The following is a 22,137-nucleotide window of genomic DNA, read 5'->3' on the forward strand; positions in this document are numbered from 1 at the left end:
GCGGAAGTGGTCCTCCCGCGCCCCGGCGTCGTGCGCCGGGCCAGGCCCGCCCTTGCGGTCCGTCAGGCGCGGCCGAGGCGGTCCAGGATCCAGGCGTTGACGAACGCCTCCTCGCGCCACGAGTCGTAGCGGCCGCTCGGGCCGCCGTGGCCGGCGCCCATCTCCGTCTTGAGCAGGTAGTCGCCCCGCGGGGCGACCTCCCGCAGACGGGCGATCCACTTCGCCGGCTCGTGGTACAGCACCCGGGTGTCGTTCAGGCTGGTCACCGCGAGGATCGCCGGGTAGTCCACGGCGCGCACGTTCTCGTACGGGGTGTAGGACTTCATGTACGCGTACACCTCGGGGTCGTCGAGGGGGTTGCCCCACTCCTCCCACTCGGTGACGGTCAGCGGCAGTGACGGGTCGAGGATCGAGGTGAGCGCGTCCACGAACGGCACCTGCGCGACGACGCCGCTGAAGGCGTCCGGCGCGATGTTGGCCACCGCGCCCATCAGCAGGCCGCCGGCCGAGGCGCCCCGGGCGACCAGCCGGTCGCTCGCCGTCCAGCCGGCCTTGACGAGGTGGCGGGCGCAGGCCACGAAGTCGGTGAACGTGTTCTTCTTGGCCAGCAGCTTGCCCTGGTCGTACCAGCGCCGGCCCAGCTCGCCGCCGCCCCGGATGTGTGCCACGGCGAAGACGACGCCCCGGTCCAGCAGGGACAGCCGGGCGACCGAGAACCACGGGTCCATGCTCGCCTCGTACGAGCCGTAGCCGTAGATCACGCAGGGCGCGGAGCCGTCGCGTGGCGTGCCGGCGCGGCACACCAGCGAGATCGGCACCCGGGTGCCGTCGTCGGCGAGCGCCCAGTCGCGGTGCTGCTCGTACTCCGCCGGGTCGTACGGCCGTCCGTCCGGCCCCGGCTGCACCGGCTTGCGCCGCCGCAGCGTCATCCGCCGGGTCACCAGGTCGTAGTCGTAGACGGAGTCCGGCGTGACCAGCGACGTGTAGCCCAGTCGGATCTGCCCGGTGCGGTACTCGGGATTGGCGCCCAGGCCGACGCTGTAGAGCGGCTCCGGGAAGTCGATGTCGTACGCGTCGCCCCCGCCGATCGGCAGCACCCGCAGCCCGGTCAGCCCGTTGCTGCGCAGCGACACCACGAGGTGGTCGGCGAAGGCGTCCACCGCCTCGAGCCGGGTGCCCGGTGAGTGCTCGATCAGCGGGACCCAGTCGCCGGGCGCGTCCGCCGACGTGTACGCGAGCGCGAAGTCCTCCGCACCGTCGTTGTGCAGGATGAGGAACCGGTGCCCGTGGTGCTCCACCGTGTACTCCACGCCCTGCCGGCGGGCCGCCACGGACGCCGGGGCGCCGGTCGGGTTGCCGGCCGGGATCACCAGCACCTCGCTGGTGATCTTGCTGTGGATGTCGATGAGGACGAACTTCTCCGAGCGGGTCAGCTCGACGCCCACCCAGAACCGTTCGTCGTCCTCCTGGTGGACCACCACGTCCTCGCCCGACGGGGTGCCCAGCGTGTGCCGCCAGACCCGGTTGGGTCGCCACGCCTCGTCCACGGTCACGTAGAACAGCACTGACGCGTCGGCGGACCAGGCGGTGCCGTAGAAGGTGTCGGGCACCTCGTCGGGGAGCAGCTCGCCGGTGCTCAGGTCCTTCACCCGCAGCGTGAAGCGCTCGTCGCCGGAGAAGTCCGTCGAGTACGCGAGCCAGCGCCCGTCGGGGCTGACGTCGAACGCGCCGAGCGCGAAGAAGTCGTGCCCCTCGGCGAGCAGATTGCCGTCGAGCAGCACCTCCTCGCCGTCGAGCGGGGCACCGTCGACGCTGACCGGGGGCTCGGTCTCGCCGTCGCGGACGGCCCGGCGGCAGTGCACCCCGTACTGCTGGCCCTCGACCGTGCGGGTGTAGTACCACCAGCCGCCCTTGCGGGCGGGCACCGTCAGGTCGGTCTCCTGGGTGCGCTGGCGGATCTCCTCGAACAGCTCTCCGCGCAGCCCGGCGAGGTGCGCCGTCCGGGCCTCGGTGTACGCGTTCTCGGTGGTCAGGTGGGCGATCGTCTCCGGATCGTCCTTGACGGACAGCCAGGCGTACTCGTCGACGACGGTGTCACCGTGGTGGGTGCGCTCGCTCGGCACCCGCTTGGCCACGGGCGGGGTCTCGGTGGTCACGGCGCCACGTTACCGGCCGAGCGCCGCCCGCCGCGCGGGCTCGTCCGGCAACCCGCCGCCAGGTCTTTCGAACATGTGTACGATGACCGCCATGGCGGCAGCAGCGAGCTACACCGATCGGCCCGGCGCACTGGACATCACCCGGCGGCTGACGGAGATCTGCGGGCCGCCCTTCGCCCGCATGGCCGGCCCGGCCGACGAGGTGGCCGGTCGCCCCGCCCGCTGGGTCGCCGTTCCGGGCGGCCCGCACGCCGCCGCCGAGGTGCTGCGCCTCGCCGCACGCCACGACCTGACGGTGGTGCCCCGGGGAGCCGGCACGAAGATCGACTGGGGTGCCGCCCCGCAGCGGGTCGACATCATGCTCGACACGGGCCGGCTCGCCGGGATCGGCCACCGGTCGGTGGCCGGCGCGACCGTGGAGGTCGGTGCCGGCACCCCGCTGCGTGCCGTGCAGGCGACCCTGGAGCGCACCGGCCGGCGGCTCGCGCTGGACGCGCCCTCACCCGGTGCCACCCTGGGCGGGGTGCTCGCCGCCGGCGAGGCCGGCCCGCTGCGGCACCGCCACGGCACCCCGTGCGACCAGCTCGCCGGCCTGCGCTACCTGGAGGCCGACGGTGAGCTGGTCGACGCCGGTGGTGGCGCCGAGGGGCTGGAACGGGCGCGGGTGCTCTGCGGCTCGCAGGGAGCACTCGGTGTGCTGGTGTCGGCTTCCCTGCGCGTGCAGGCCGTGCCGGCCAGCCGCATCTGGGTCACCCGGCCGGTGTGGACGCCGCTGGAGGTGCACGACCTGGTGCGTACGGTGCTCGCCGCCCGCCTCGACCCGGCGGCGGTCGAGCTGGACCTGCCGGCCGGCGCGGGACCCCGGCCGCAGCGGGACGGCCGGGCCGAGTCGATGGCCCGGCACCCGTCGATGACGGGCCGCGCCACGACCGGCCCGGCCGGTGCCAGGGCCCTGGTCGTCCTGCTGGAGGGCGGGCCGGCGGACGTCGCCGAGCGGGCCGACCGGCTGGTGTCGCTCCTCGGCGCCGGCACGACCGCCGCCCACTCCGCGCCGCCGTGGTGGCGGCGCTACCCCTTCGCCCCGGGCGACACGGCGCTGCGCATCGAGGTGCCGATCACCGACCTGCACGCGGCGGTGTACGCGCTGCGCGACGCGGCCGGCGGTCCCGTCCCCCTGCGCGGCGCCGCCGGTCTGGGCGTCGTGCACGCGGCCCTGCCCGGCGCGATGTCCCCCGACCGGGTCGCCTCGATCCTCACCGCCGTCCGGAGCGTGCTCCTCGCCCGACAGGGCCGGTGCGTGGTCGTCTCCGCACCGGAGCCGGTCCGCCAGGCCGTCGACCTCTGGGGAGACGTGTCCGGGTTGGCCCGGCTGCGGGCCGTGAAGGAACACCTCGACCCGCACCACCGCCTCGCCCCCGGCCGCCTCCCCGGCGGCCTCTGACCGCCGCTCCGTCCCGCCACCGTCGGCGGGGCCGGTCGGGGCGTCAGGCGGCGTCGTTGCGCAGGACGAGGATGGCGATGTCGTCGCGGGGGGTCTCCGGCGAGAAGCCGATCGCGGTCGACCGGAGCCGGGCCGCGATCACGTCGGCGGAGTACCCGGCCAGCGGGGCGGCGGCCTCGCGCAGCCGGTCGGTGCCGAAGAGTTCCCGGCCGCGCCGGCGTTCGGTGACCCCGTCGGTGTAGAAGATCAGCGCGTCGCCCGGGTCGAGCGGGAACTCGGCTGTCGGCGAGGCGATGGAGTCGAGCAGGCCCAGCGCGGTGCCGCCGGTCCCGATGAAGTCCGCGCCGCCGCCGGAGCGCAGCAGCACCGGACGGTCGTGGCCGGCGAGGTGCAGCGAGACGTCGAGCTGGTCGCCGTCCCCGGGCCGGACGGCTGCCAGCGCGAGCGTGCAGTACCGGCCGCCGCCCCGCTCGCACAGCGTCTCGTTGAGCCGGGCCAGCGCCTCGGGCAGCGGCTTGCCGTCACCGACCAGCACCCGAATGACGTCGCGGACCAGGCCGGTGACCGCAGCGGCCTGCACACCCTTGCCGGAGACGTCGCCGATGACCACCAGCCACCGCCCGTCGGGCAGCGGCAGCACGTCGTAGAAGTCGCCGCCCACGTCGGCGTCGTCGCCCGTCGGCACGTACTCGGCGGCGAAGCCGATGCCCTCCACCACCGGCAGCACCGGCGGCAGCAGCGACTGCTGGAGGGTGTGCGCGACGCGGCGGCGTTCGGCGTGGATCCGCGCGTTCTCGATGGCCAGGGCCGCCCGGCGGGCCACGTCCTCCAGGACGGCGACCTCGTCCGGGTCGTGCCGGTGCCGCTGGTGCCGGCCGACGGCCAGCGTGCCGAGGCGCTGGCCCCGGGCGATCAGCGGGACCGCGAAGCCCTCCATGGGCGCCCCCAGCGGGGTCTGGGTGCCGTTGCGGGACGCCTCGCGCAGCCGCGCCTGGACCGAGTCCGGCCCGGTGTCCCGGAGCACCGCGTCCAGCTGCGGCAGCATCGACTCGTCGGCGTGGCTGGCCGCCGCGAGCCGCAGCCGGCCCCACTCGTCGGTGGTGTGCACCGCGCACCACTGCCCGAGCCGGGGCACCACGAGCTGGGGGATCAGCGCCATCGTCAGCTCGACGTCGAGGGACTGCGCGAGCAGTTCGCTGGCCTCGGCGAGGAACGTCAGCCACGCCTGACGCCGGACGTCCGCCCGGCGCAGCCGGTCGTTCTCCAGGTGCAGGGAGAGCCGCTCGGCCGTCAGGACGGCCAGCGGCCGGGCGTACGCGGAGGGTGCCGCGTCCAGCTCCAGCTCCCCGGAGTAGGGACGGTGCACGGTGAGCGGGACCCGAAGCAGTTCGGTGCCGGGGCGGGACTGGCGGCCGTACCGGGCGAGCACCTGGCGGCCCTGCCCCTCGCCCCGGTCCAGATGGACCACGCCCCCGGCCGCGCCGACCATCTCGGCGACCCGGGTCAGCAGGCTGGTCGCGAAGTCGGGCAGCGGGTCCTCGGCGTACGGATCGGGGGTGGTCTGCATCAGCTCGCTCATCGCGCCGGCGCTCGGCGCGGAGCTGTCGCTGCCTGTGGGGTCGGTCACCGCGGACGCCGCCTCCGGGCGCGGGACGGGGCCGTTTCCGGCGGCGCCGGGCCGGTCCAGGCGGAACCAGACGCCCTTCCCGGTGGGCAGGTACGTGGTGCCCCAGCGGCTGGCGAAGTGGTCGACCAGCAGCAGGCCCCGGCCGCGTTCGGAGACCTCGCCGATGTCGGTGGCGTCGTTGCGGACCCCGACGATCAGCTCCTCCACCGGCCCGCTCGCGAAGTCCGACACCGTCACGGTGAGGCCGATCCCGTCCGCGACGACCTCGATGTCCAGTTCGGTGCGGGCGTGTTCCACCGCGTTGGTGGAGAGTTCGGTGGTCAGCAGCAGCGCCTCGTTGGCCAGATCGTCGAGGTGGGCCTCGGTGAGGACGGACCGGACGACGGCGCGGGCGGCGGCGGGCGTGCGTCGGTCGGCGGGGAGTCGGACCCGCCGGACGTGCTCGTCTCGGCCCCCGGTCGACACGGGCCCGGTCTCCGCTGACACCCCCGTATCCTCCACCTCGGTCCCCTCGGGTGCCAAGCCGGACCCGCGACCCGCCCGTCACCGGATAACGACCCGACCGCGCGCCGACCTGGCGCGTCCGAGGTGGCGGGCACAATATGGGGTGGCCGGCGTGCCGACACGGGCCGGCGGCCCCCGACCCCTGAGCGAGGGATGATGACCACGGCGAAACAGTCGGCGACGGCCGACCAGTCCGCGCCCGACCACGAGGCGGTCCTCGTCGAGCTGACCGAGGCGCTGCGGCGGGTGCGCCGTGGCGACCTCAAGGTCCGGTTGCCCCGGCGGGCGGGCCGGGCCGGCGAGGTGGCCGACGCCTTCAACGAGGTGGTCTCGCTCCAGGAGCGGCAGTACCTCGACCTGCGCCGGATCAGCCGCATCGTCGGCCGGGACGGCCGGCTCACCGAGCGCCTGGACGACGAGGGGCTGGACGGTTCGTGGGCGGAGGGTCAGCGGGCGGTCAACTCGCTGATCGACGACCTCGGCCGGCCGACCACGGAGATCGCCCGGGTGATCGTGGCGGTGGCTGACGGTGACCTGTCGCAGCACATGGCGCTGGAGATCGACGGGCGCCCGCTGCGCGGTGAGTACCTGCGCATCGGCCGCACGGTGAACACGATGGTCGACCAGCTGTCGTCGTTCTCGAACGAGGTGACCCGGGTGGCCCGCGAGGTGGGCACGGAGGGCAAGCTGGGTGGCCAGGCCGACGTCCGTGGCGTCGCCGGCACCTGGAAGGACCTCACCGACTCGGTGAACACCATGGCGTCGAACCTGACCGGCCAGGTGCGGTCGATCTCGCAGGTGGCGACGGCGGTGGCGCAGGGCGACCTGTCGCAGAAGATCACGGTCGGCGCCCGCGGCGAGGTCGCCGAGCTGGCCGACACGATGAACTCGCTCACCGACACGCTGCGGCTCTTCGCCGAGCAGGTGACGCGGGTGGCGCGTGAGGTGGGCACCGAGGGGAAGCTGGGCGGGCAGGCCGATGTGCCGAACGTGGCCGGCACCTGGAAGGACCTGACCGACAGCGTCAACTCGATGGCGTCGAACCTGACCGCCCAGGTCCGCAACATCGCCCAGGTCTCCACCGCGGTCGCCCGGGGTGACCTCAGCCAGAAGATCACGGTGGCCGCGCAGGGCGAGATCCTGGAGCTGAAGGACACCGTCAACACGATGGTGGACCAGCTGTCGTCGTTCGCCGACGAGGTGACCCGCGTGGCGCGTGAGGTGGGCATCGAGGGCAAGCTGGGCGGTCAGGCCCAGGTCCGCGGTGTCTCCGGCACCTGGCGGGACCTGACGGAGAACGTCAACCAGCTCGCCGGCAACCTGACCAGCCAGGTCCGCAACATCTCCCAGGTGTCGACGGCCGTCGCGCGGGGCGACCTGTCCCAGAAGATCACGGTCGACGCGCAGGGCGAGATCCTGGAGCTGAAGAACACCGTCAACACGATGGTGGACCAGTTGTCGTCGTTCGCCGACGAGGTGACGCGGGTGGCGCGTGAGGTGGGCACCGAGGGCAAGCTGGGTGGTCAGGCGCAGGTGAAGGGCGTTTCCGGCACCTGGCAGGACCTGACCGACAACGTGAACTCGATGGCGTCGAACCTGACCAGTCAGGTGCGGAACATCGCGTCGGTCACCACCGCCGTGGCGAAGGGCGACCTGTCGCAGAAGATCACCGTGGACGCCCGGGGCGAGATCCTGGAGCTGAAGTCGACGGTCAACACGATGGTGGACCAGCTGTCGTCGTTCGCCGACGAGGTGACCCGGGTGGCCCGCGAGGTGGGCACCGAGGGCAAGCTCGGCGGCCAGGCCCAGGTACGCGGCGTCGCCGGCACCTGGCGTGACCTGACCGACAACGTGAACTCCATGGCGTCGAACCTGACCGCCCAGGTCCGCAATATCGCCCAGGTGTCCACCGCGGTCGCCAAGGGTGACCTGAGCCAGAAGATCACCGTCGACGCGCAGGGCGAGATCCTGGAGTTGAAGTCGACGGTGAACACGATGGTGGACCAGTTGTCGTCGTTCGCCGACGAGGTGACGCGGGTGGCGCGTGAGGTGGGCACCGAGGGCAAGCTGGGTGGTCAGGCGCAGGTGAAGGGCGTTTCCGGCACGTGGCGGGACCTGACCGACAACGTGAACTCGATGGCGTCGAACCTGACCAGTCAGGTGCGGAACATCGCGTCGGTCACCACCGCCGTGGCGAAGGGCGACCTGTCGCAGAAGATCACCGTGGACGCGCAGGGCGAGATCCTGGAGCTGAAGTCGACGGTCAACACGATGGTGGACCAGTTGTCGTCGTTCGCCGACGAGGTCACCCGGGTGGCCCGCGAGGTCGGCATCGAGGGCAAGCTGGGTGGTCAGGCGCAGGTGAAGGGCGTCTCCGGCACCTGGCGCGACCTGACCGAGAACGTCAACCAGCTCGCGTCGACGCTGACCACCCAGCTGCGGGCGATCTCCCAGGTGTCCACCTCGGTGACCCGGGGCGACCTGACCCAGCGGATCGCGGTCAAGGCGCAGGGCGAGGTCGCCGAGCTGAAGGACAACATCAACCAGATGATCGTCACCCTCCGGGAGACGACCAAGAAGAACGCCGAGCAGGGCTGGCTGGACTCCAACCTGGCCCGCATCGGCGGTCTGCTTCAGGGCCAGCGGGACCTGGGCGAGGTCTGCCGGATGATCATGATGGAGGTCACCCCGCTGGTCGACGCGCAGCTCGGCGCGTTCTTCCTGGCGGACAACTCCGAGGGCAGTGTCCGGCTGCGGCTGACCTCCTCGTACGGGTACGTGGCCCGCGGGCACGACGTCACGTTCGGCCCGGGGGAGGGGCTGGTCGGGCAGACCGCGCTGTCCCGGCGCACGATCCGGGTCGGCGCCGCGCCGGACGGCCGCCTGACGCTGCGTTCCGGCCTCGCCGACACGCCCCCGTCCGACCTGGTCGTGCTGCCGGTCCTCTTCGAGGGCGAGCTGCTGGGCGTGATCGAGTTCGCCAGCGTCAAGACCTTCTCCGAGCTGCACCTGTCCTTCCTGGAGCGGCTGGTGCTCACCATCGGCATCGCGGTCAACACCATCCAGGCCAACCGGCGTACGGAGGAGCTGCTCGCCCAGTCGCAGCGGCTCGCCCACGAGCTGCAGGAACAGTCGGCGGAGTTGCAGCGCACCAACGCCGAGCTGGAGGAGAAGGCCACCCTGCTGTCCGAGCAGAAGGGCAACATCGAGACGAAGAACCGGGAGATCGAGCTGGCCCGGCTCGGCCTGGAGGAGAAGGCGCAGCAGCTCACCCGGGCATCGGCGTACAAGTCGGAGTTCCTGGCCAACATGAGCCACGAGCTGCGTACGCCGCTGAACTCCCTGCTGCTGCTGGCCCGGCTGCTGGCGGAGAACTCGGAGCGGAACCTCACGCCGAAGCAGACCGAGTTCGCCCGCACGATCCACAGCGCCGGCTCCGACCTGTTGTCGCTGATCGACGACATCCTGGACCTGTCCAAGATCGAGGCCGGTCGGATGGACGTCGAGCCGACCGAGATCCGGTTCGCCGAGATCCGCAGCTACGTCGAGCAGGCGTTCGCGCCGCAGGCCGAGGAGAAGGGCCTGGACTTCCAGGTACGCGTGAGCAAGGACCTGCCGCCGGCGCTGGTGACCGACGCCCAGCGCCTCCAGCAGATTCTGCGCAACCTGCTCTCCAACGCGGTGAAGTTCACCGACAACGGCGCGGTGACCCTGCGGATCGCCCCGGCCCCGGAGAACGCGGTGTTCGACGTGCCGGCGCTCACCAACGCCCGGCAGGTGATCGCGTTCACCGTGATCGACACCGGCATCGGCGTCTCCGACGACAAGCTGTCGATCATCTTCGAGGCGTTCCAGCAGGCCGACGGCACCACCAGCCGCCGCTTCGGCGGCACCGGGCTGGGCCTGTCGATCAGCCGCGACCTGGCCCGGCTGCTCGGTGGGTCGATCACCGTCTCGTCGGCGCCCGGGCAGGGCTCGACGTTCACCCTCTTCGTACCCGACGTCCTGGCCCCGGACGCGGTGGTGGCGCCGGCGCCGCCGTCCCCGCAGCGGGCCGGCCTGCCCTCGTCGTTGCTGATGCCGCCGATGGAGCTGCTGCCGCAGCGGGCGGAGGCGCCGGCCACCCGCCGGCTGGACGGCGCGACGGTGCTGATCGTGGACGACGACGTCCGGAACGTGTTCGCGCTCACCAGCGCATTGGAACTGCACGGGATGACCGTGCTGTACTCGGACAACGGGGCGGACGGTGTCCGCCTGCTGGCCGAGCATCCGGAGGTGGACATCGTGCTGATGGACGCCATGATGCCCGACCAGGACGGGTACGAGACGACACGGCAGATCCGGCGCAACCACCGCTTCGCGGACCTGCCGATCGTCTTCCTGACCGCGAAGGCCATGCCGGGCGACCGTGAGTCGGCGCTGGCGGCCGGGGGTAGTGACTACATCACCAAGCCGGTGGACCTGGACGAGCTGATCGAGCTGATGGCGTCCTGGATCAGCGGCGGCCGGACCGAGGAGAGTTCGTGACCCAGATGGCCAAGGCGCTGCTGGTGGACGACCGACGGGAGAACCTGATGGCCCTGGAGGCGATCCTCCAGGGCCTGCCGGTGCAGTCGGTGGCGGTCGAGAGCGGCGAGGCGGCGCTGAAGCAGCTCCTGGTCGACGACTTCGCGGTGATCCTGCTCGACGCCCAGATGCCGGACATGGACGGTTTCGAGACCGCCAGTCACATCAAGCGCCGGGAGCGTACGCGGCACGTGCCGATCATCTTCCTCACCGCCGCCGACCGGGACGCGCAGCTTGCGCTCCGTGGCTACGCGGTGGGGGCGGTCGACTACCTCACCAAGCCGTTCGACCCGTGGGTGCTGCGCGCGAAGGTCTCGGTCTTCGTCGAGCTGTGGGTCAAGAGCCGGCAGCTCGCCGCCCAGTCCGACCTGGTCCGGGAGCGCGATGCCCAGTGGCGGGTGCTGACCGACGCGGTCGACGAGGCCACCGCGCTGCTGCGCTCCGAGGACGACCCGGATGCGCGGGACCGCGCCGTGGAACTCCTCGAACAAGCCCGCTGGGGCAGCACGCCCTGAGCGGGTGTCAGCTGGTGGGGGACTCGTTGCGGACCATCAGGGCCGAGCGCAGGCCGGTGATGTCCAGGACGCGGAGCAGAAAGTCGCCGACGTTGGTGAGGATCAGCAGGCTCTGCGCGTGACTGGCCTTCCGGCTCAGCACGACGAGCGTGCCCAGGCCCTGGGAGTCGCAGAAGGTGATCCCACCGAGGTCGAGCACGATCCGCGGGGGTGGCTCGGCCAGGATCTCGTTGACGATCGTCGACAGCTGGGCGGCCGTGAGCATGTCGATCTCACCAGCGAGGCGAAGCACGGCTTCGTCCCCGGTCCGGTGCACGGTGATGGACAGTTCGGCACGATCCACCCGGTCAGCCTAGCGCGATCTCGTGACGCGGGCCTGTCGAGGCGATCTGCCGGGCACCCCGGCCACGGCCCCCGCGGGTCTCGGCGTGAGACTGGTAACGCCCCCTGCGGGGTGCCTGCCGATTCGCCGTCCGGCGCTGACACAATGGCGGCATCGTGACCGATATGTTTCCCGCCGGATCCGGCCGCTACCCCGCCGACGCGCCGGCCTCCGAGGCCCTGTTCGACCGCGCCCAGGCCATCGTGCCGGGCGGGGTGAACTCCCCTGTGCGCGCGTTCCGTGCCGTCGGTGGCACGCCGCGCTTCATGGTCCGGGGGGAGGGCCCCTGGATGTACGACGCGGACGGCCGGCGCTACGTCGACCTGGTCTGCTCCTGGGGGCCGCTGATCCTCGGCCACGCCCATCCGGAGGTCGTGGAGGCCGTCCGCGAGGCCGCCACGAAAGGCACCAGCTTCGGCACGCCGACGCCCGGTGAGGTCGAACTGGCCGCCGAGATCGTCGACCGTACGCCGGTCGAGCAGGTCCGCCTGGTCAACTCGGGCACCGAGGCGACCATGTCGGCGATCCGGCTGGCCCGGGGCTTCACCGGCCGCGCGAAGATCGTCAAGTTCTCCGGCTGCTACCACGGGCACTCCGACGCGCTGCTCGCCGCCGCCGGCTCCGGCGTGGCGACCCTCGGCCTGCCCGACTCGCCCGGCGTGACGGGCGCGGCGGCCGGCGACACCATCGTCCTGCCGTACAACGACATCGCCGCCGTGGAGGCCGCCTTCGCGGCCGAGGGGCAGCACATCGCGGTGGTCATCACCGAGGCCGCCGTCGGCAACATGGGCGTGGTCGCGCCCCGCGACGACTTCAACCAGCGGCTCGCCGCGATCGCCCACGCGCACGGCGCGCTGCTCATCGTCGACGAGGTGATGACCGGGTTCCGGGTCTCCCGCGCCGGGTGGCACGGCCTCGACGCCTCGGATGCCGACCTGTGGACGTACGGCAAGGTCATGGGTGGTGGCCTGCCCGCCGCGGCGTTCGGCGGGCGCGCGGAGGTCATGGCGCGACTGGCCCCCGCCGGCCCGGTCTACCAGGCCGGCACCCTCTCCGGTAACCCGCTCGCCTGCGCCGCCGGCCTGGCCACGCTGCGGCTGGCCGACGACGCGCTGTACCGCAAGCTGGACTCCACGGCCGCCGTCGTGGGCAAGCTCGCCGCGGACGCGCTGGCCGCCGCCGGGGTCCCGCACCGGCTGTCGTACGCGGGCAACATGTTCTCGATCTTCTTCACCGACGCCGACGTGGTCGACTACGACAGCGCCCGCACCCAGCAGGTGCCCGCGTTCAAGGCGTTCTTCCACGCGATGCTCGCCGCCGGCGTCTACCTGCCGCCGAGCGCGTTCGAGTCGTGGTTCGTGTCGGCGGCGATCGACGACGCCGCTCTGGAGCAGATCGCCGCGGCGCTGCCGTCGGCGGCGAACGCGGCGGCAGCAGCGGGTCACGGGGGGTAGCAAACGGTGAGCAAGACTGTGGTCCACGTGCTGCGGCACGGCGAGGTGTACAACCCGGACCAGATCCTGTACGGGCGGCTGCCCGGCTTCCGCCTCTCCGAGCTGGGCGTGCAGATGGCCAAGGCCGCCGCGCAGGGGCTGGCCGAGCGGGAGGTCGTGCACGTGGTGGCCAGTCCGCTGGAGCGCGCCCAGCAGACCGCCGAACCGATCGCGGCCCAGTTCGGGCTGCCGGTCGGGGTGGACGAGCGGCTGATCGAGAGCGCCAACTGGTTCGAGGGCAAGAAGGTCTCTCCCGGGGACGGGTCGTTCCGCGACCCCCGTAACTGGTGGGTGCTGCGCGACCCGATGACGCCGTCCTGGGGCGAGGCGTACCGCGCGATCGCGGAGCGGATGTTCGCCGCCCTGCACGCCGCCCGGGTGGCCGCCGAGGGGCGCGAGGCGGTGCTGGTCTCGCACCAGCTGCCGATCTGGACCCTGCGCCGGTACGTCGAGCGCAAACGGCTCTGGCACGACCCGCGCAGGCGGCAGTGCGGCCTGGCCAGCCTCACCTCGTTCCACTTCGACGGCGCCAAGGTGGTCGGCATCGGTTACTCCGAGCCGGCCGCGCACCTGATCGCGATGTCGCCGACCGCCCGGACGGCCAAGGGGGCCTGACATGAACGCCCGGAGGTGGACCGCCGGTCTGCTCACCGCCGTCGCCGCGGTGTCGCTGGCCGCCTGCTCCTCGAAGAGCGCCGAGGAGACCTGCGCCACCCGGGACGGCATCGTCGAGTGTGCCCCCGGCCAGCGGTCCGCCGCCCCGAAGCTCGCCGGTGAGCTGCTCACCGGCGGCAGCTACGACGTCGCGCGGGACCGGGGCCGGGTCGTCGTGGTCAACTTCTGGGGCTCCTGGTGCAACCCGTGCCGGGCCGAGGCGGACGACCTGGAGAACACGTACCAGGCCACCAAGGGCTCCGGCGTGACCTTCCTGGGCATCAACGTGCAGGACCAGCGGGACAAGGCGAAGGCGTTCGAGGAGGGCCGGGTCACCTACCCGAGCCTGTTCGACCCGCCGAGCCGCCTGGCGCTCGCCCTGGACATCCCGCCGAACACCATCCCGGCCACCGTGATCCTCGACCGGGAGGGCCGGATCGCCGCGGTGATCCGGGCCGCGGTCACCCAGGAGGGCCTCCAGCCCATCGTCGAGCGGATCGCCGCAGAGTCGTCCGCGCCGACCGGCCAACGCTGATGGGTGAGACCTTCGGCACCCTCGCCCAGTCCGGCCCGCTGCTGCTGGCCATCGGCGCGGCGGCGCTGGCCGGCCTGGTCAGCTTCCTGTCCCCGTGCGTCCTGCCGCTGATGCCGGGCTACCTGTCGTACGTCACCGGTCTGGCCGGCGCCGACCTCGAAGGCCGAGGTGAAAGGAAGGGCCCCCCGTTAACGCCTGGTGTAGAGGCAGGGCCCCCGCTTAACACCTCGGGTGGCAGCGGCGCTGGCGTGGCGGTGCGGGAACGGACCGCCCGCGCCGGGGTCGCCGCCGTGAAGGGCCGGGTGCTGGCCGGGACGCTGCTGTTCATCGCCGGCTTCACCGTCGTCTTCACCGCCACCGCCATCCTCTTCACCAGCTTCGGCAAGGTCTTCTTCCAGCACGAGCGCACCCTCGAGGTGGTCATCGGCACGCTGATCGTGGTGCTCGGTCTCGGCTACCTCGGCCTGATCCCCGGGCTGCAGCGGGAGTTCCGGATCCAGCGGCTGCCGGCCGCCGGCCTGCTCGGCGCACCGGTCCTGGGCGCGGTCTTCGCGCTCAGTTGGGTGCCGTGCACCGGCCCGACCCTCGCCGCGGTGGTCGGCATGGCCACCACCAGCGGTCAGACGGACCGGGCCGTGGTGCTCGCCGTGGCGTACTGCCTCGGGCTGGGGATACCGTTCGTCGTCTTCGGGCTGGGCTTCCAGCGCCTGCTCGGGGTCTTCCGCGCCGTCCGGCGCAACAGCCGGTGGGTCACCCGGATCGGCGGCGCGCTGCTGATCCTGATCGGCCTCGCGCTGGTCACCGGCGGGTGGACCAACATCGTGATCTGGTTGCAGACCACCGTCGGGGTGGGCGAGGTGAGCATCTGATGACCGTCGTGGACGAGCGGCCGGCGACGCCGGCCGAGGCACCCCGGCGTCGGCCCAACCGGCTGCTGGCCCTGCTGCGCAACTCGTGGCGACAGCTCACCAGCATGCGTACGGCGCTGGTCCTGCTCTTCCTGCTGGCGGTCGCCGCGATCCCCGGCTCGGTGCTGCCCCAGCGTGGCGTCAACCCGGAGGACGTGCGGGACTACTTCGTCGCGCACCCCGATCTGGCCCCCGTGCTGGACCGGATCGGCGCCTTCGAGGCGTTCGGCTCGGTGTGGTTCTCCGCGATCTACGTGCTGCTGTTCACCTCGCTGATCGGTTGCATCACACCCCGGTTGCGGGACCACGTCCGCGCGCTGCGGTCGAAGCCGCCGGTCGCACCGAAGCGGCTGGACCGGCTGCCGCAGCATGCCGTCTTCGCCGCCCCGGCCGGCGGAGCGGGCGCGATCGCCGAGGCGCTGCGCCGGCGGCGCTGGCGGGTGGTCGTCCGCGGCGACGAGGTCTCCGCCGAGAAGGGCTACCTGAAGGAGACCGGCAACCTGCTCTTTCACTCCTCGCTGGTCCTGGTGCTGGTGGGTGTCGCGCTCGGCTCCTGGTACGGGTGGAGCGGCAACAAGCTGCTGGTCGCCGGGCCGGACAACGGGTTCTGCAACACTCAGCAGCAGTACGCCGAGACGAAGTTCGGTCCCCGCGTCGACGACGTCGACCTGCCGCCGTTCTGCGTCCGGCTGGACGACTTCGAGGCGCGGTTCCTGGAGTCCAACGGCCAGCCGGAGTTCTTCAACGCCATGGTCACCACGACGAACCTGGAGACCGGCGAGGCGCGGCAGGCCGACTTCTCGGTCAACTCGCCGCTGCGCCTGGACGGTGCGAACGTCTACCTGCTCGGCCACGGGTACGCCCCGGTGATCCGCTACACCGACCGGTTCGGGCAGAGCCAGACCAGCACCAAGCCGTTCCTCAGCACCGGCGACGTGGGGTTGACCGGCGAGGGTCTGGCCGACTTCCCGGACGCCAACGTCGACCCGGCCACCGGCCGGCGGGATCCGAACCTCCAGATGGCCTTCACCGGCCTCTACCTGCCGACCGCCCCACAGGAGGGCCCGTTCGTCCGGTCGGAGTACCCGACCGAGCGGAACCCGGCACTCAACCTCGTCGCCTACCGGGGGAACCTGGGCCTGGACGCCGGCATCCCCGGCAGCGTGTACGAGCTCGATCAGCGGCAGGTCCGCGCCGGCAAGGTCAAGGAGGTCGGCGCCAAGCTGCTGCGCAAGGGCGAGAGCTGGACCCTGGACGACGGCACGACGGTCGAGTTCCTCGGGACCGAGCCGTACATCGTGCTCTCGGTGCGGTACGACCCCGGCTCGACGCTGCTGCTGGTCAGCTCCGGCCTCCTGTTGGTCGGCCTGATGGGCTCGCTCTTCGGCCGCCGCCGCCGGGTCTTCTTCCGGGTGGGGATGGCCGACCCCGTGGGTGGATCTCCGACGAACGGTAGTAGTTTGGTCGAGGCCGGTGGCCTGCCGCGCACCGACCATCCCGGGTTCGCCGACGAGTTCGCGTCCCTCGTCGCCGCCGTCGGCGGTGCGGGGGAGCGGGACCAGCGGGCCGGGGCCGGTCGCGACGACGACCGGGCCGGAGCGCGAGAAGGAGCCGAGTGATGTCCGCACTCTCCGACCAGCTGGTGACGTTCGCGATCCTCGCGTACCTGATCGCGATGATCAGCCACGCCGTCGAGTACGCGCTCGGCAACGCCCGTGCCCGCGCGGTCGCCGTGCCCGCCCGGGAACTGGTCGGCGCCGGTGTCGGCGCGACCGGCGGGACGACGGCACCGCGCCCCGCCACGGGTACGCCGACCGCCGCCGAGCGCACCGCGGCGCGGGCCCGGCTGGCCGGCCGGATCGCCCTCGGCGCCACCGCCGTGGCCGCCCTGCTGCACCTCGCCGCCCTGGTCACCCGCGGCCTCGCCGCCGACCGCATGCCCTGGGGCAACATGTACGAGTTCGTGCTGACGGTCTCGTTCATCGGGGTCGCCGGCTGGCTCGCGGTGCTGTGGAAGCGCCCGTCGCTGCGTCGCCTCGGGCTGTTCCTCACCCTGGTGATGGTGCTGCTGCTGGCCACCGCCGAGCTGGTGCTCTACACGCCGATCGTGCCGCTGGTGCCGGCGCTCAACTCGTACTGGTTCATCGTCCACGTCTCGACGATCGTGTTCAGCTCCGGCATCTTCCTGCTCGGCGTGGTGCCCGCCGTGGCGTACCTGATGCGCGCCGGCTGGGAGCAGGGCCGGCGCAGCTTCCCGTACACCCTCGCGAAGCGGATGCCGGAGGCGGCGGCGCTGGAGCGGCTGACGTTCGTGCTGCACGCCTTCGCGTTCCCGATCTTCACCTTCGCGGTGATCGCCGGCGCGATCTGGGCCGAGGCGGCGTGGGGTCGGCCGTGGGGCTGGGACCCGAAGGAGACGTGGGCGTTCATCTCCTGGGTGGTGTACGCCGGTTACCTGCACGCCCGGGCCACCCCGAGCGTGAAGCGGAACGTGGCCACGTGGCTCGCGGTGCTCGGCTTCCTCACCGTGCTGATGAACCTGTTCGGCGTGAATATCTTCTTCGAGGGCCTGCACTCGTACGGCGGCCTGGACTGACGGGTTCTGTGGGAACCTGTCGGTCAGCCGCCGAACCAGCCGGGTACGTCGAGGCGGAAGAAGTCGGCGGGGGTTACCGCCCGCAGGTCGTCCTCCATGGCGGTGACCCGGTCCGGGCCGAGCGCCTCCACCCAGCGCCGTCGAAGCTGGTCGAAGACCGCTGCCGAGCGGCGTAGCCCGTCGAGCCCGCGGGGGGTCAGCCGGACCAGTCTGCGTCGGGCGTCGCGCGGGTCGTCGACGCGTTCGATGTAGTCGAGGGCGACCAGGCGGTCCACGGTCTTGCCGGCGGCCTGCTTGGAGATGCCGAGCCGCTGGCCCAGATCTGTGGCTGTGGTGCCGTCAGGCCCGACGGCCTGGAGCACGAAGCCGTGCAGGGGTCGCAGATCCGGATGCCCCTGTCGGGCCAGTTCCTCGTGCAGGTCGTCGATGAGCGTACGGAAGCCGGCGAGCAGCAGCAGCGGCAGCAGGAAGCCGGGCCGCTCCGGTTCAGTCGTTGCCACGGTCGACAACCTGGTTTACTATTTCGACAACCACGTTGACGATCGTACGCGATGCCGTTCATCGCACCGGAAAGCAGGCCGTGCCATGCCCGTCTTCACTCCGTACACCCGTGACACCGCCCCCGCCGCCGCCCGGCCGACCCTCGACGCCGTCGCCCGGAAGTTCGGTCGGCTGCCCGCCGCCGTCGGCCTGATGGCCGGCTCCCCGGAACTGCTCGCGGGGTTCCTCGCCGCCAACGCCAGCTTCGAGGCGAGCAGCCTCGACCCGGTCCAGCGGGAGGTCGTCGTGCTGACCGTCGCCACCCGTAACGGCTGCCACCTCTGCGTGGCCATGCACACCGCCACCCTGGTTCGGCTGGGCGCGGACGAGACGTTGACCCTTGCCCTGCGCGACGGTGGGACCCTGCCCGACGCCCGCCTGGAGGCGCTGCGACGGTTCACCCTCGCCGTCCTCGACCACGCCGGTGCGGTGCCCGAGGCGGAGCTGCGTGCCTTCCTCGACGCGGGTCACGAACCCCGGGCGGCCCTCGACGTGGTCCTCGGCGTCGGCACGTACACCATCTCGACCTTCGCCAACCGACTCACCCGGGCGCCCCTCGACCCACCCCTGGCGCCGTACGCCTGGAAGCCGGCCGCCTGACCTGGAACGGCCGGTGCCGCTCAGCTCGGCCGGTGTCGGCGGGACAGGTGTTAAGAAGGGGCCCTTCCTCTACCGGAGCCGTTAACAGGGGGCCCTTCCTTACATCACACCCCCGGCTTGGGCATCGGCGTGAGCGGTGCGGGAGACTGGCAGGCATGGCGGCTCGTGGCTTCCCGTACACCGATCTCAAGGACTTCCTCGCGGCGCTGGAGCGGGCGGGTGAGCTGCGGCGGGTGACCGTCCCGGTCGATCCCACGCTGGAGATCAGCGAGATCGTCACCCGGACGGTCCGCGAGGGCGGGCCGGCGCTGCTCTTCGAGCGCCCCACCCGGGGCGAGATGCCGGTCGCGATCAACCTGTTCGGCACCGAGAAGCGGATGGCGATGGCGCTCGGCGTCGAGGCGCTGGACGAGATCGGCGACCGGATCGGCGCGCTGGTCAAGCCGGAGCTGCCGGTCGGCTGGTCCGGCATCCGCGAGGGCCTGGGCAAGGTCATGCAGCTCAAGTCGGTGCCGCCGCGCAAGGTGAAGACCGCCCCCTGCCAGGAGGTGGTCTACCGGGGCGACGACGTCGACCTGAACAAGCTCCCCGGCCTCCAGGTCTGGCCGGGTGACGGCGGGATCTTCCACAACTACGGGCTGACCCACACCAAGCACCCGGAGACCGGGAAGCGCAACCTCGGCCTCTACCGCCTCCAGCAGCACGGCCGCAACACCCTCGGCATGCACTGGCAGATCCACAAGGACTCCACCGCCCACCACGCGGTCGCCGAGCGGCTCGGCCAGCGCCTGCCCGTCGCGGTCGCGATCGGCTGCGACCCCGTCGTGTCGTACGCGGCGAGCGCGCCACTGCCCGGTGACATCGACGAGTACCTGTTCGCCGGCTTCCTGCGCGGCGAGCGGGTCGAGATGGTCGACTGCCTGACGGTGCCGTTGCAGGTGCCGGCGCACGCCCAGGTCGTGCTGGAGGGGTACCTGGAGCCGGGCGAGCGGCTGCCCGAGGGCCCGTTCGGCGACCACACCGGCTACTACACACCGGTGGAGCCGTTCCCGGTGCTGCACATCGAGGCGATGACGATGCAGCGCAAGCCGGTCTACCACTCGATCGTCACCTCGAAGCCGCCGCAGGAGGACCACGGCCTCGGCAAGGCCACCGAGCGGATCTTCCAGCCGCTGCTCAAGCTGCTGATCCCGGACATCGTCGACTACGACCTGCCGGCCGCCGGCGTCTTCCACAACTGCGCGATCGTCTCGATCCGCAAGCGCTACCCGAAGCACGCCCAGAAGGTCATGAACGCGATCTGGGGCGCGCACCTGATGTCGCTGACCAAGCTGATCGTGATCGTCGACGAGGACTGCGACGTGCACGACTACAACGAGGTCGCCTTCCGCGCCTTCGGCAACGTCGACTACGCCCGGGACCTGCTGCTCACCGAGGGCCCGGTGGACCACCTGGACCACTCGTCGTACCAGCAGTTCTGGGGCGGCAAGGCGGGCGTCGACGCCACCCGCAAGCTGCCGACGGAGGGCTACACGCGGGGCTGGCCGGAGGAGATGAGCATGAGCCCCGAGGTGGTCTCCCTGGTTGACAAGCGCTGGAAGGAGTACGGGCTCTGATGACGGCTGTGCTGGAGCGGCCCGGTCGCGTCAAACCCTTCCTCAAGCTCGTCGCGATCGAGCATTCCGTGTTCGCGCTGCCCTTCGCGTACCTGTCCGCGCTGACCGCGATGGAGGTCAACGGGGGCCGGGTGCGCTGGCTCGATCTGCTGCTGATCACCGTCGCCATGGTCGGGGCGCGGACGTTCGCGATGGCCGCCAACCGGATCCTGGACCGGCGGATCGACGCGCGCAACCCGCGTACGGCCAACCGGGAACTGGTGACCGGGGCGGTGAGCGTCCGGACGGCCTGGACCGGCGCGGCCGTCGCGCTCGTGGTGTTCCTGGGTGCCGCCGCCCTGCTCAACCCGCTCTGCCTGGTGCTCGCGCCGCTCGCGGTGGTCCCGCTGGTCGTCTACCCGTACGGCAAGCGGTTCACGAACTGGCCGCACGCGATCCTCGCGGTCGCCCAGGCGGTCGGTCCGGTCGGCGCGTGGCTCGGCGTCACCGGCACCCTGGGCGGCTCGTGGCCGGCGTGGTTGCTCGGCGCGGCGGTCGGCCTGTGGATCGGCGGCTTCGACCTGATCTACGCCTGCCAGGACGCCGAGGTCGACCGGGAGATCGGTGTGCACAGCGTTCCCGCCCGGTATGGGCTGCGCTTCGCGCTGCACGCCTCCACCGTGGCGCACGTGGTGACGTTCGCGCTGTTCGTCTGGTTCGGCGCGCTGGTCGGCTTCGGCTGGCCGTGGTGGATCGGGCTGGCGCTCACCGCCGTCGCCTTCGGCTACCAGCACGTCGTGGTCAGCCCCACCGACCTGAGCAAGGTCAACCGGGCGTTCTTCACGGCCAACGGGTTCGTCGGCATCGCGCTGTTCGCCTTCGCCCTGCTCGACCTGGTGCTCCGCCTCAACCTGCGGCCCTGACGGGGTGGGCGTCCGCGTAGCGGGCGCTCTCCAGGGTCCAGTCGACGGTGCCGCGGACGGCGTTGGCGACCACGTCGAGATGGTCGGTGACCGCCTCGTCCAGCGCCGGCCCGAACGACGGCACGGCCGCGCGTAGGGCCACGAAGCGGCGCATCGACTCGCGCCAGCGGTCCGCCGCGAGGTCGACGGCGACCTCCAGGGGCACCCGTTCCTCGGCGGCGATCGCCAGTACCAGGTTGTGCCCGCCCGAGGTGACCCGGTCCCGTTCCAGTGACGCCAGGTCGTTGTACCAGGAGAGCAGGTCGTTGCCGGTGTCGGCGACCCGGGTCAGCAGCGGGTGGTGGTAGACCGGGTCGGGCAGCGGACGTCCGGTCACGAACTCCACCAGCGGGTACGACACGTACGCCGCGGAGGTGGCCCGCCGCAGTTCCACGTACCCGGCCACGTCGGGACGGCGACCGGCGGCCTTCCCCGCCGCCTCCCGCCACGTGCCGTCGAGGTGGTGGGCGACCGCGTCGGCGAAGCGGTTCCGCCACCGTGCGGGCATCCGGCGGCGCGGCTCGCGCCAGGCCCGCACCAGCAGCCGCCGCAGCGGGCCGGTGAGGCCGGTGTGCCGGAGTCGGGCCCCTCCCCGGAGCAGGATCACCACCTCGGTACGCAGCGCACGAACATCGTCCGGAGTGAGCCGGTCGGGCCTGTCGCAGAGGTCGTCCACCAGGAAGAACCAGGTGAAAAGGGCGGTGATCACCCGCAGGTCGCCCTCGGTCGCGTCGGGGTACAGCCGGGCCGCGTACTGGGCGAAGCGGGCTCGTTCCAGCCGCTGGTGCGCTGCCGCGCTCAGGGGCAGGTCCAGGCTCGGCAGCAGTTCGCCGTCCAGCCACCTCTGCACCCGCTCGGCGTACGGGGACAGCCGGGACGGGATCGGACACTCGGCACGCAGGGACCGGAGTACCTCGCCGGTGGTCACGGATTCCTCCCGCATGGGATGTCTGTCCGGGCAATTCGCCCCCGGCAGCATGTCAGGTCCACAGGGGACAGGAGTACCCGGCGGACATCGGGGCTACCGCGGAGTAATCACCCAGGCGGGCACATACCCGTCGGA

At 72.0% G+C, this 22,137-nt stretch carries 17 protein-coding genes; 12 read left to right on the forward strand and 5 right to left on the reverse strand.

What is annotated here, in order from left to right; all coding sequences use genetic code 11:
- Nucleotides 1-62: 62 nt before the first annotated feature.
- On the reverse strand, nt 63-2,156 hold the full coding sequence (locus ACIBR0_RS21195; protein ID WP_396718133.1) for a S9 family peptidase: 2,094 nt from the start codon (nt 2,154-2,156) through the stop codon (nt 63-65).
- Between the two features lie 91 nt (nt 2,157-2,247).
- On the opposite strand from ACIBR0_RS21195, the gene ACIBR0_RS21200 reads away from it, so the two are divergent.
- Nucleotides 2,248-3,597, forward strand: coding sequence for an FAD-binding oxidoreductase (locus ACIBR0_RS21200; protein ID WP_396718135.1), 1,350 nt, complete (start codon nt 2,248-2,250; stop codon nt 3,595-3,597).
- Nucleotides 3,598-3,640: 43 nt separating this feature from the next.
- Here the strand turns inward: ACIBR0_RS21200 and ACIBR0_RS21205 are convergent, their stop codons facing one another.
- The gene (locus tag ACIBR0_RS21205) at nt 3,641-5,710 is read right to left on the reverse strand and encodes a SpoIIE family protein phosphatase (protein ID WP_396718137.1); all 2,070 of its coding nucleotides are present in this window, start codon (nt 5,708-5,710) and stop codon (nt 3,641-3,643) included.
- Nucleotides 5,711-5,884: 174 nt separating this feature from the next.
- Between ACIBR0_RS21205 and ACIBR0_RS21210 the strand changes: the two genes are divergently transcribed.
- Together ACIBR0_RS21210 and ACIBR0_RS21215 are read left to right on the forward strand one after the other, a co-directional pair.
- A complete protein-coding gene (locus ACIBR0_RS21210; protein WP_396718140.1) occupies nt 5,885-10,255 on the forward strand; it encodes a HAMP domain-containing protein in 4,371 nt (1,456 codons plus the stop codon).
- Nucleotides 10,252-10,809, forward strand: coding sequence for a two-component system response regulator (locus ACIBR0_RS21215; protein ID WP_396718142.1), 558 nt, complete (start codon nt 10,252-10,254; stop codon nt 10,807-10,809). The genes ACIBR0_RS21210 and ACIBR0_RS21215 overlap by 4 nt, the downstream gene beginning before the upstream one ends.
- Before the next feature lie 7 nt (nt 10,810-10,816).
- Here the strand turns inward: ACIBR0_RS21215 and ACIBR0_RS21220 are convergent, their stop codons facing one another.
- Nucleotides 10,817-11,152 (reverse strand): STAS domain-containing protein, encoded by a 336-nt coding sequence (locus ACIBR0_RS21220; RefSeq protein WP_396718145.1) that lies wholly within the window; start codon nt 11,150-11,152, stop codon nt 10,817-10,819.
- A gap of 155 nt (nt 11,153-11,307) precedes the next feature.
- Here ACIBR0_RS21220 and hemL point away from each other — a divergent pair, with 155 nt between their 5' ends.
- Genes hemL through ccsB form a run of 6 tightly spaced genes read left to right on the forward strand, consistent with a single transcriptional unit; the run spans nt 11,308 to nt 17,377 of the window.
- Nucleotides 11,308-12,645, forward strand: a complete 1,338-nt coding sequence (gene hemL / locus ACIBR0_RS21225) for a glutamate-1-semialdehyde 2,1-aminomutase (protein ID WP_396718148.1) — start codon at nt 11,308-11,310, stop codon at nt 12,643-12,645.
- A 6-nt stretch (nt 12,646-12,651) separates the two neighbouring features.
- Nucleotides 12,652-13,299, forward strand: a complete 648-nt coding sequence (locus ACIBR0_RS21230; RefSeq protein WP_396718151.1) for a histidine phosphatase family protein — start codon at nt 12,652-12,654, stop codon at nt 13,297-13,299.
- A gap of 1 nt (nt 13,300) precedes the next feature.
- Nucleotides 13,301-13,873 (forward strand): TlpA family protein disulfide reductase, encoded by a 573-nt coding sequence (locus tag ACIBR0_RS21235; protein ID WP_396718154.1) that lies wholly within the window; start codon nt 13,301-13,303, stop codon nt 13,871-13,873.
- Complete coding sequence (locus ACIBR0_RS21240; RefSeq protein WP_396718156.1) at nt 13,873-14,742, forward strand: cytochrome c biogenesis CcdA family protein; 870 nt, start codon at nt 13,873-13,875, stop codon at nt 14,740-14,742. The genes ACIBR0_RS21235 and ACIBR0_RS21240 overlap by 1 nt, the downstream gene beginning before the upstream one ends.
- Entirely contained in the window at nt 14,742-16,400 is a 1,659-nt protein-coding gene (locus ACIBR0_RS21245) for a cytochrome c biogenesis protein ResB (protein WP_396718159.1), read from the forward strand. The genes ACIBR0_RS21240 and ACIBR0_RS21245 overlap by 1 nt, the downstream gene beginning before the upstream one ends.
- Nucleotides 16,400-17,377 carry a c-type cytochrome biogenesis protein CcsB gene (gene ccsB / locus ACIBR0_RS21250; RefSeq protein ID WP_396718161.1) on the forward strand — a complete coding sequence of 326 codons (978 nt, stop codon included), beginning with the start codon at nt 16,400-16,402 and terminating at the stop codon, nt 17,375-17,377. Before ACIBR0_RS21245 ends, ccsB begins: the two co-directional genes overlap by 1 nt.
- 23 nt (nt 17,378-17,400) lie before the next feature.
- On the opposite strand, the gene ACIBR0_RS21255 is transcribed toward ccsB, so the two are convergent.
- Entirely contained in the window at nt 17,401-17,877 is a 477-nt protein-coding gene (locus tag ACIBR0_RS21255; protein ID WP_396718163.1) for a MarR family winged helix-turn-helix transcriptional regulator, read from the reverse strand.
- Nucleotides 17,878-17,962: 85 nt separating this feature from the next.
- On the opposite strand from ACIBR0_RS21255, the gene ACIBR0_RS21260 reads away from it, so the two are divergent.
- The 3 genes from ACIBR0_RS21260 (at nt 17,963) to mqnP (ending at nt 21,035) form a co-directional block, all read left to right on the forward strand.
- Entirely contained in the window at nt 17,963-18,517 is a 555-nt protein-coding gene (locus ACIBR0_RS21260) for a carboxymuconolactone decarboxylase family protein (RefSeq protein WP_396718166.1), read from the forward strand.
- 155 nt (nt 18,518-18,672) lie between these two features.
- Nucleotides 18,673-20,133 carry a menaquinone biosynthesis decarboxylase gene (locus ACIBR0_RS21265; protein WP_396718169.1) on the forward strand — a complete coding sequence of 487 codons (1,461 nt, stop codon included), beginning with the start codon at nt 18,673-18,675 and terminating at the stop codon, nt 20,131-20,133.
- Entirely contained in the window at nt 20,133-21,035 is a 903-nt protein-coding gene (mqnP, locus tag ACIBR0_RS21270; protein WP_396718171.1) for a menaquinone biosynthesis prenyltransferase MqnP, read from the forward strand. Before ACIBR0_RS21265 ends, mqnP begins: the two co-directional genes overlap by 1 nt.
- Here mqnP and ACIBR0_RS21275 read toward each other — a convergent pair.
- Nucleotides 21,019-22,002 carry a terpene synthase gene (locus ACIBR0_RS21275; protein ID WP_396718173.1) on the reverse strand — a complete coding sequence of 328 codons (984 nt, stop codon included), beginning with the start codon at nt 22,000-22,002 and terminating at the stop codon, nt 21,019-21,021. The two genes, mqnP and ACIBR0_RS21275, sit on opposite strands and share 17 nt — an antisense overlap.
- Nucleotides 22,003-22,137 lie beyond the last annotated feature (135 nt).

Origin of the sequence: Micromonospora sp. NPDC049497, assembly GCF_044465805.1 — a bacterium.
In the GTDB taxonomy this organism is placed as follows: domain Bacteria; phylum Actinomycetota; class Actinomycetes; order Mycobacteriales; family Micromonosporaceae; genus Micromonospora.

Coding starts and splice junctions, on each gene's coding strand:
- ACIBR0_RS21260 (WP_396718166.1), top strand. CDS start 17,963: ATGCCCGTCTTCACTCCGTACACCCGTGACACCGCCCCCGCCGCCGCC.
- ACIBR0_RS21265 (WP_396718169.1), top strand. CDS start 18,673: ATGGCGGCTCGTGGCTTCCCGTACACCGATCTCAAGGACTTCCTCGCG.
- ACIBR0_RS21245 (WP_396718159.1), top strand. CDS start 14,742: ATGACCGTCGTGGACGAGCGGCCGGCGACGCCGGCCGAGGCACCCCGG.
- mqnP (WP_396718171.1), top strand. CDS start 20,133: ATGACGGCTGTGCTGGAGCGGCCCGGTCGCGTCAAACCCTTCCTCAAG.
- ACIBR0_RS21210 (WP_396718140.1), top strand. CDS start 5,885: ATGACCACGGCGAAACAGTCGGCGACGGCCGACCAGTCCGCGCCCGAC.
- ACIBR0_RS21235 (WP_396718154.1), top strand. CDS start 13,301: ATGAACGCCCGGAGGTGGACCGCCGGTCTGCTCACCGCCGTCGCCGCG.
- ACIBR0_RS21200 (WP_396718135.1), top strand. CDS start 2,248: ATGGCGGCAGCAGCGAGCTACACCGATCGGCCCGGCGCACTGGACATC.
- ccsB (WP_396718161.1), top strand. CDS start 16,400: ATGTCCGCACTCTCCGACCAGCTGGTGACGTTCGCGATCCTCGCGTAC.
- ACIBR0_RS21240 (WP_396718156.1), top strand. CDS start 13,873: ATGGGTGAGACCTTCGGCACCCTCGCCCAGTCCGGCCCGCTGCTGCTG.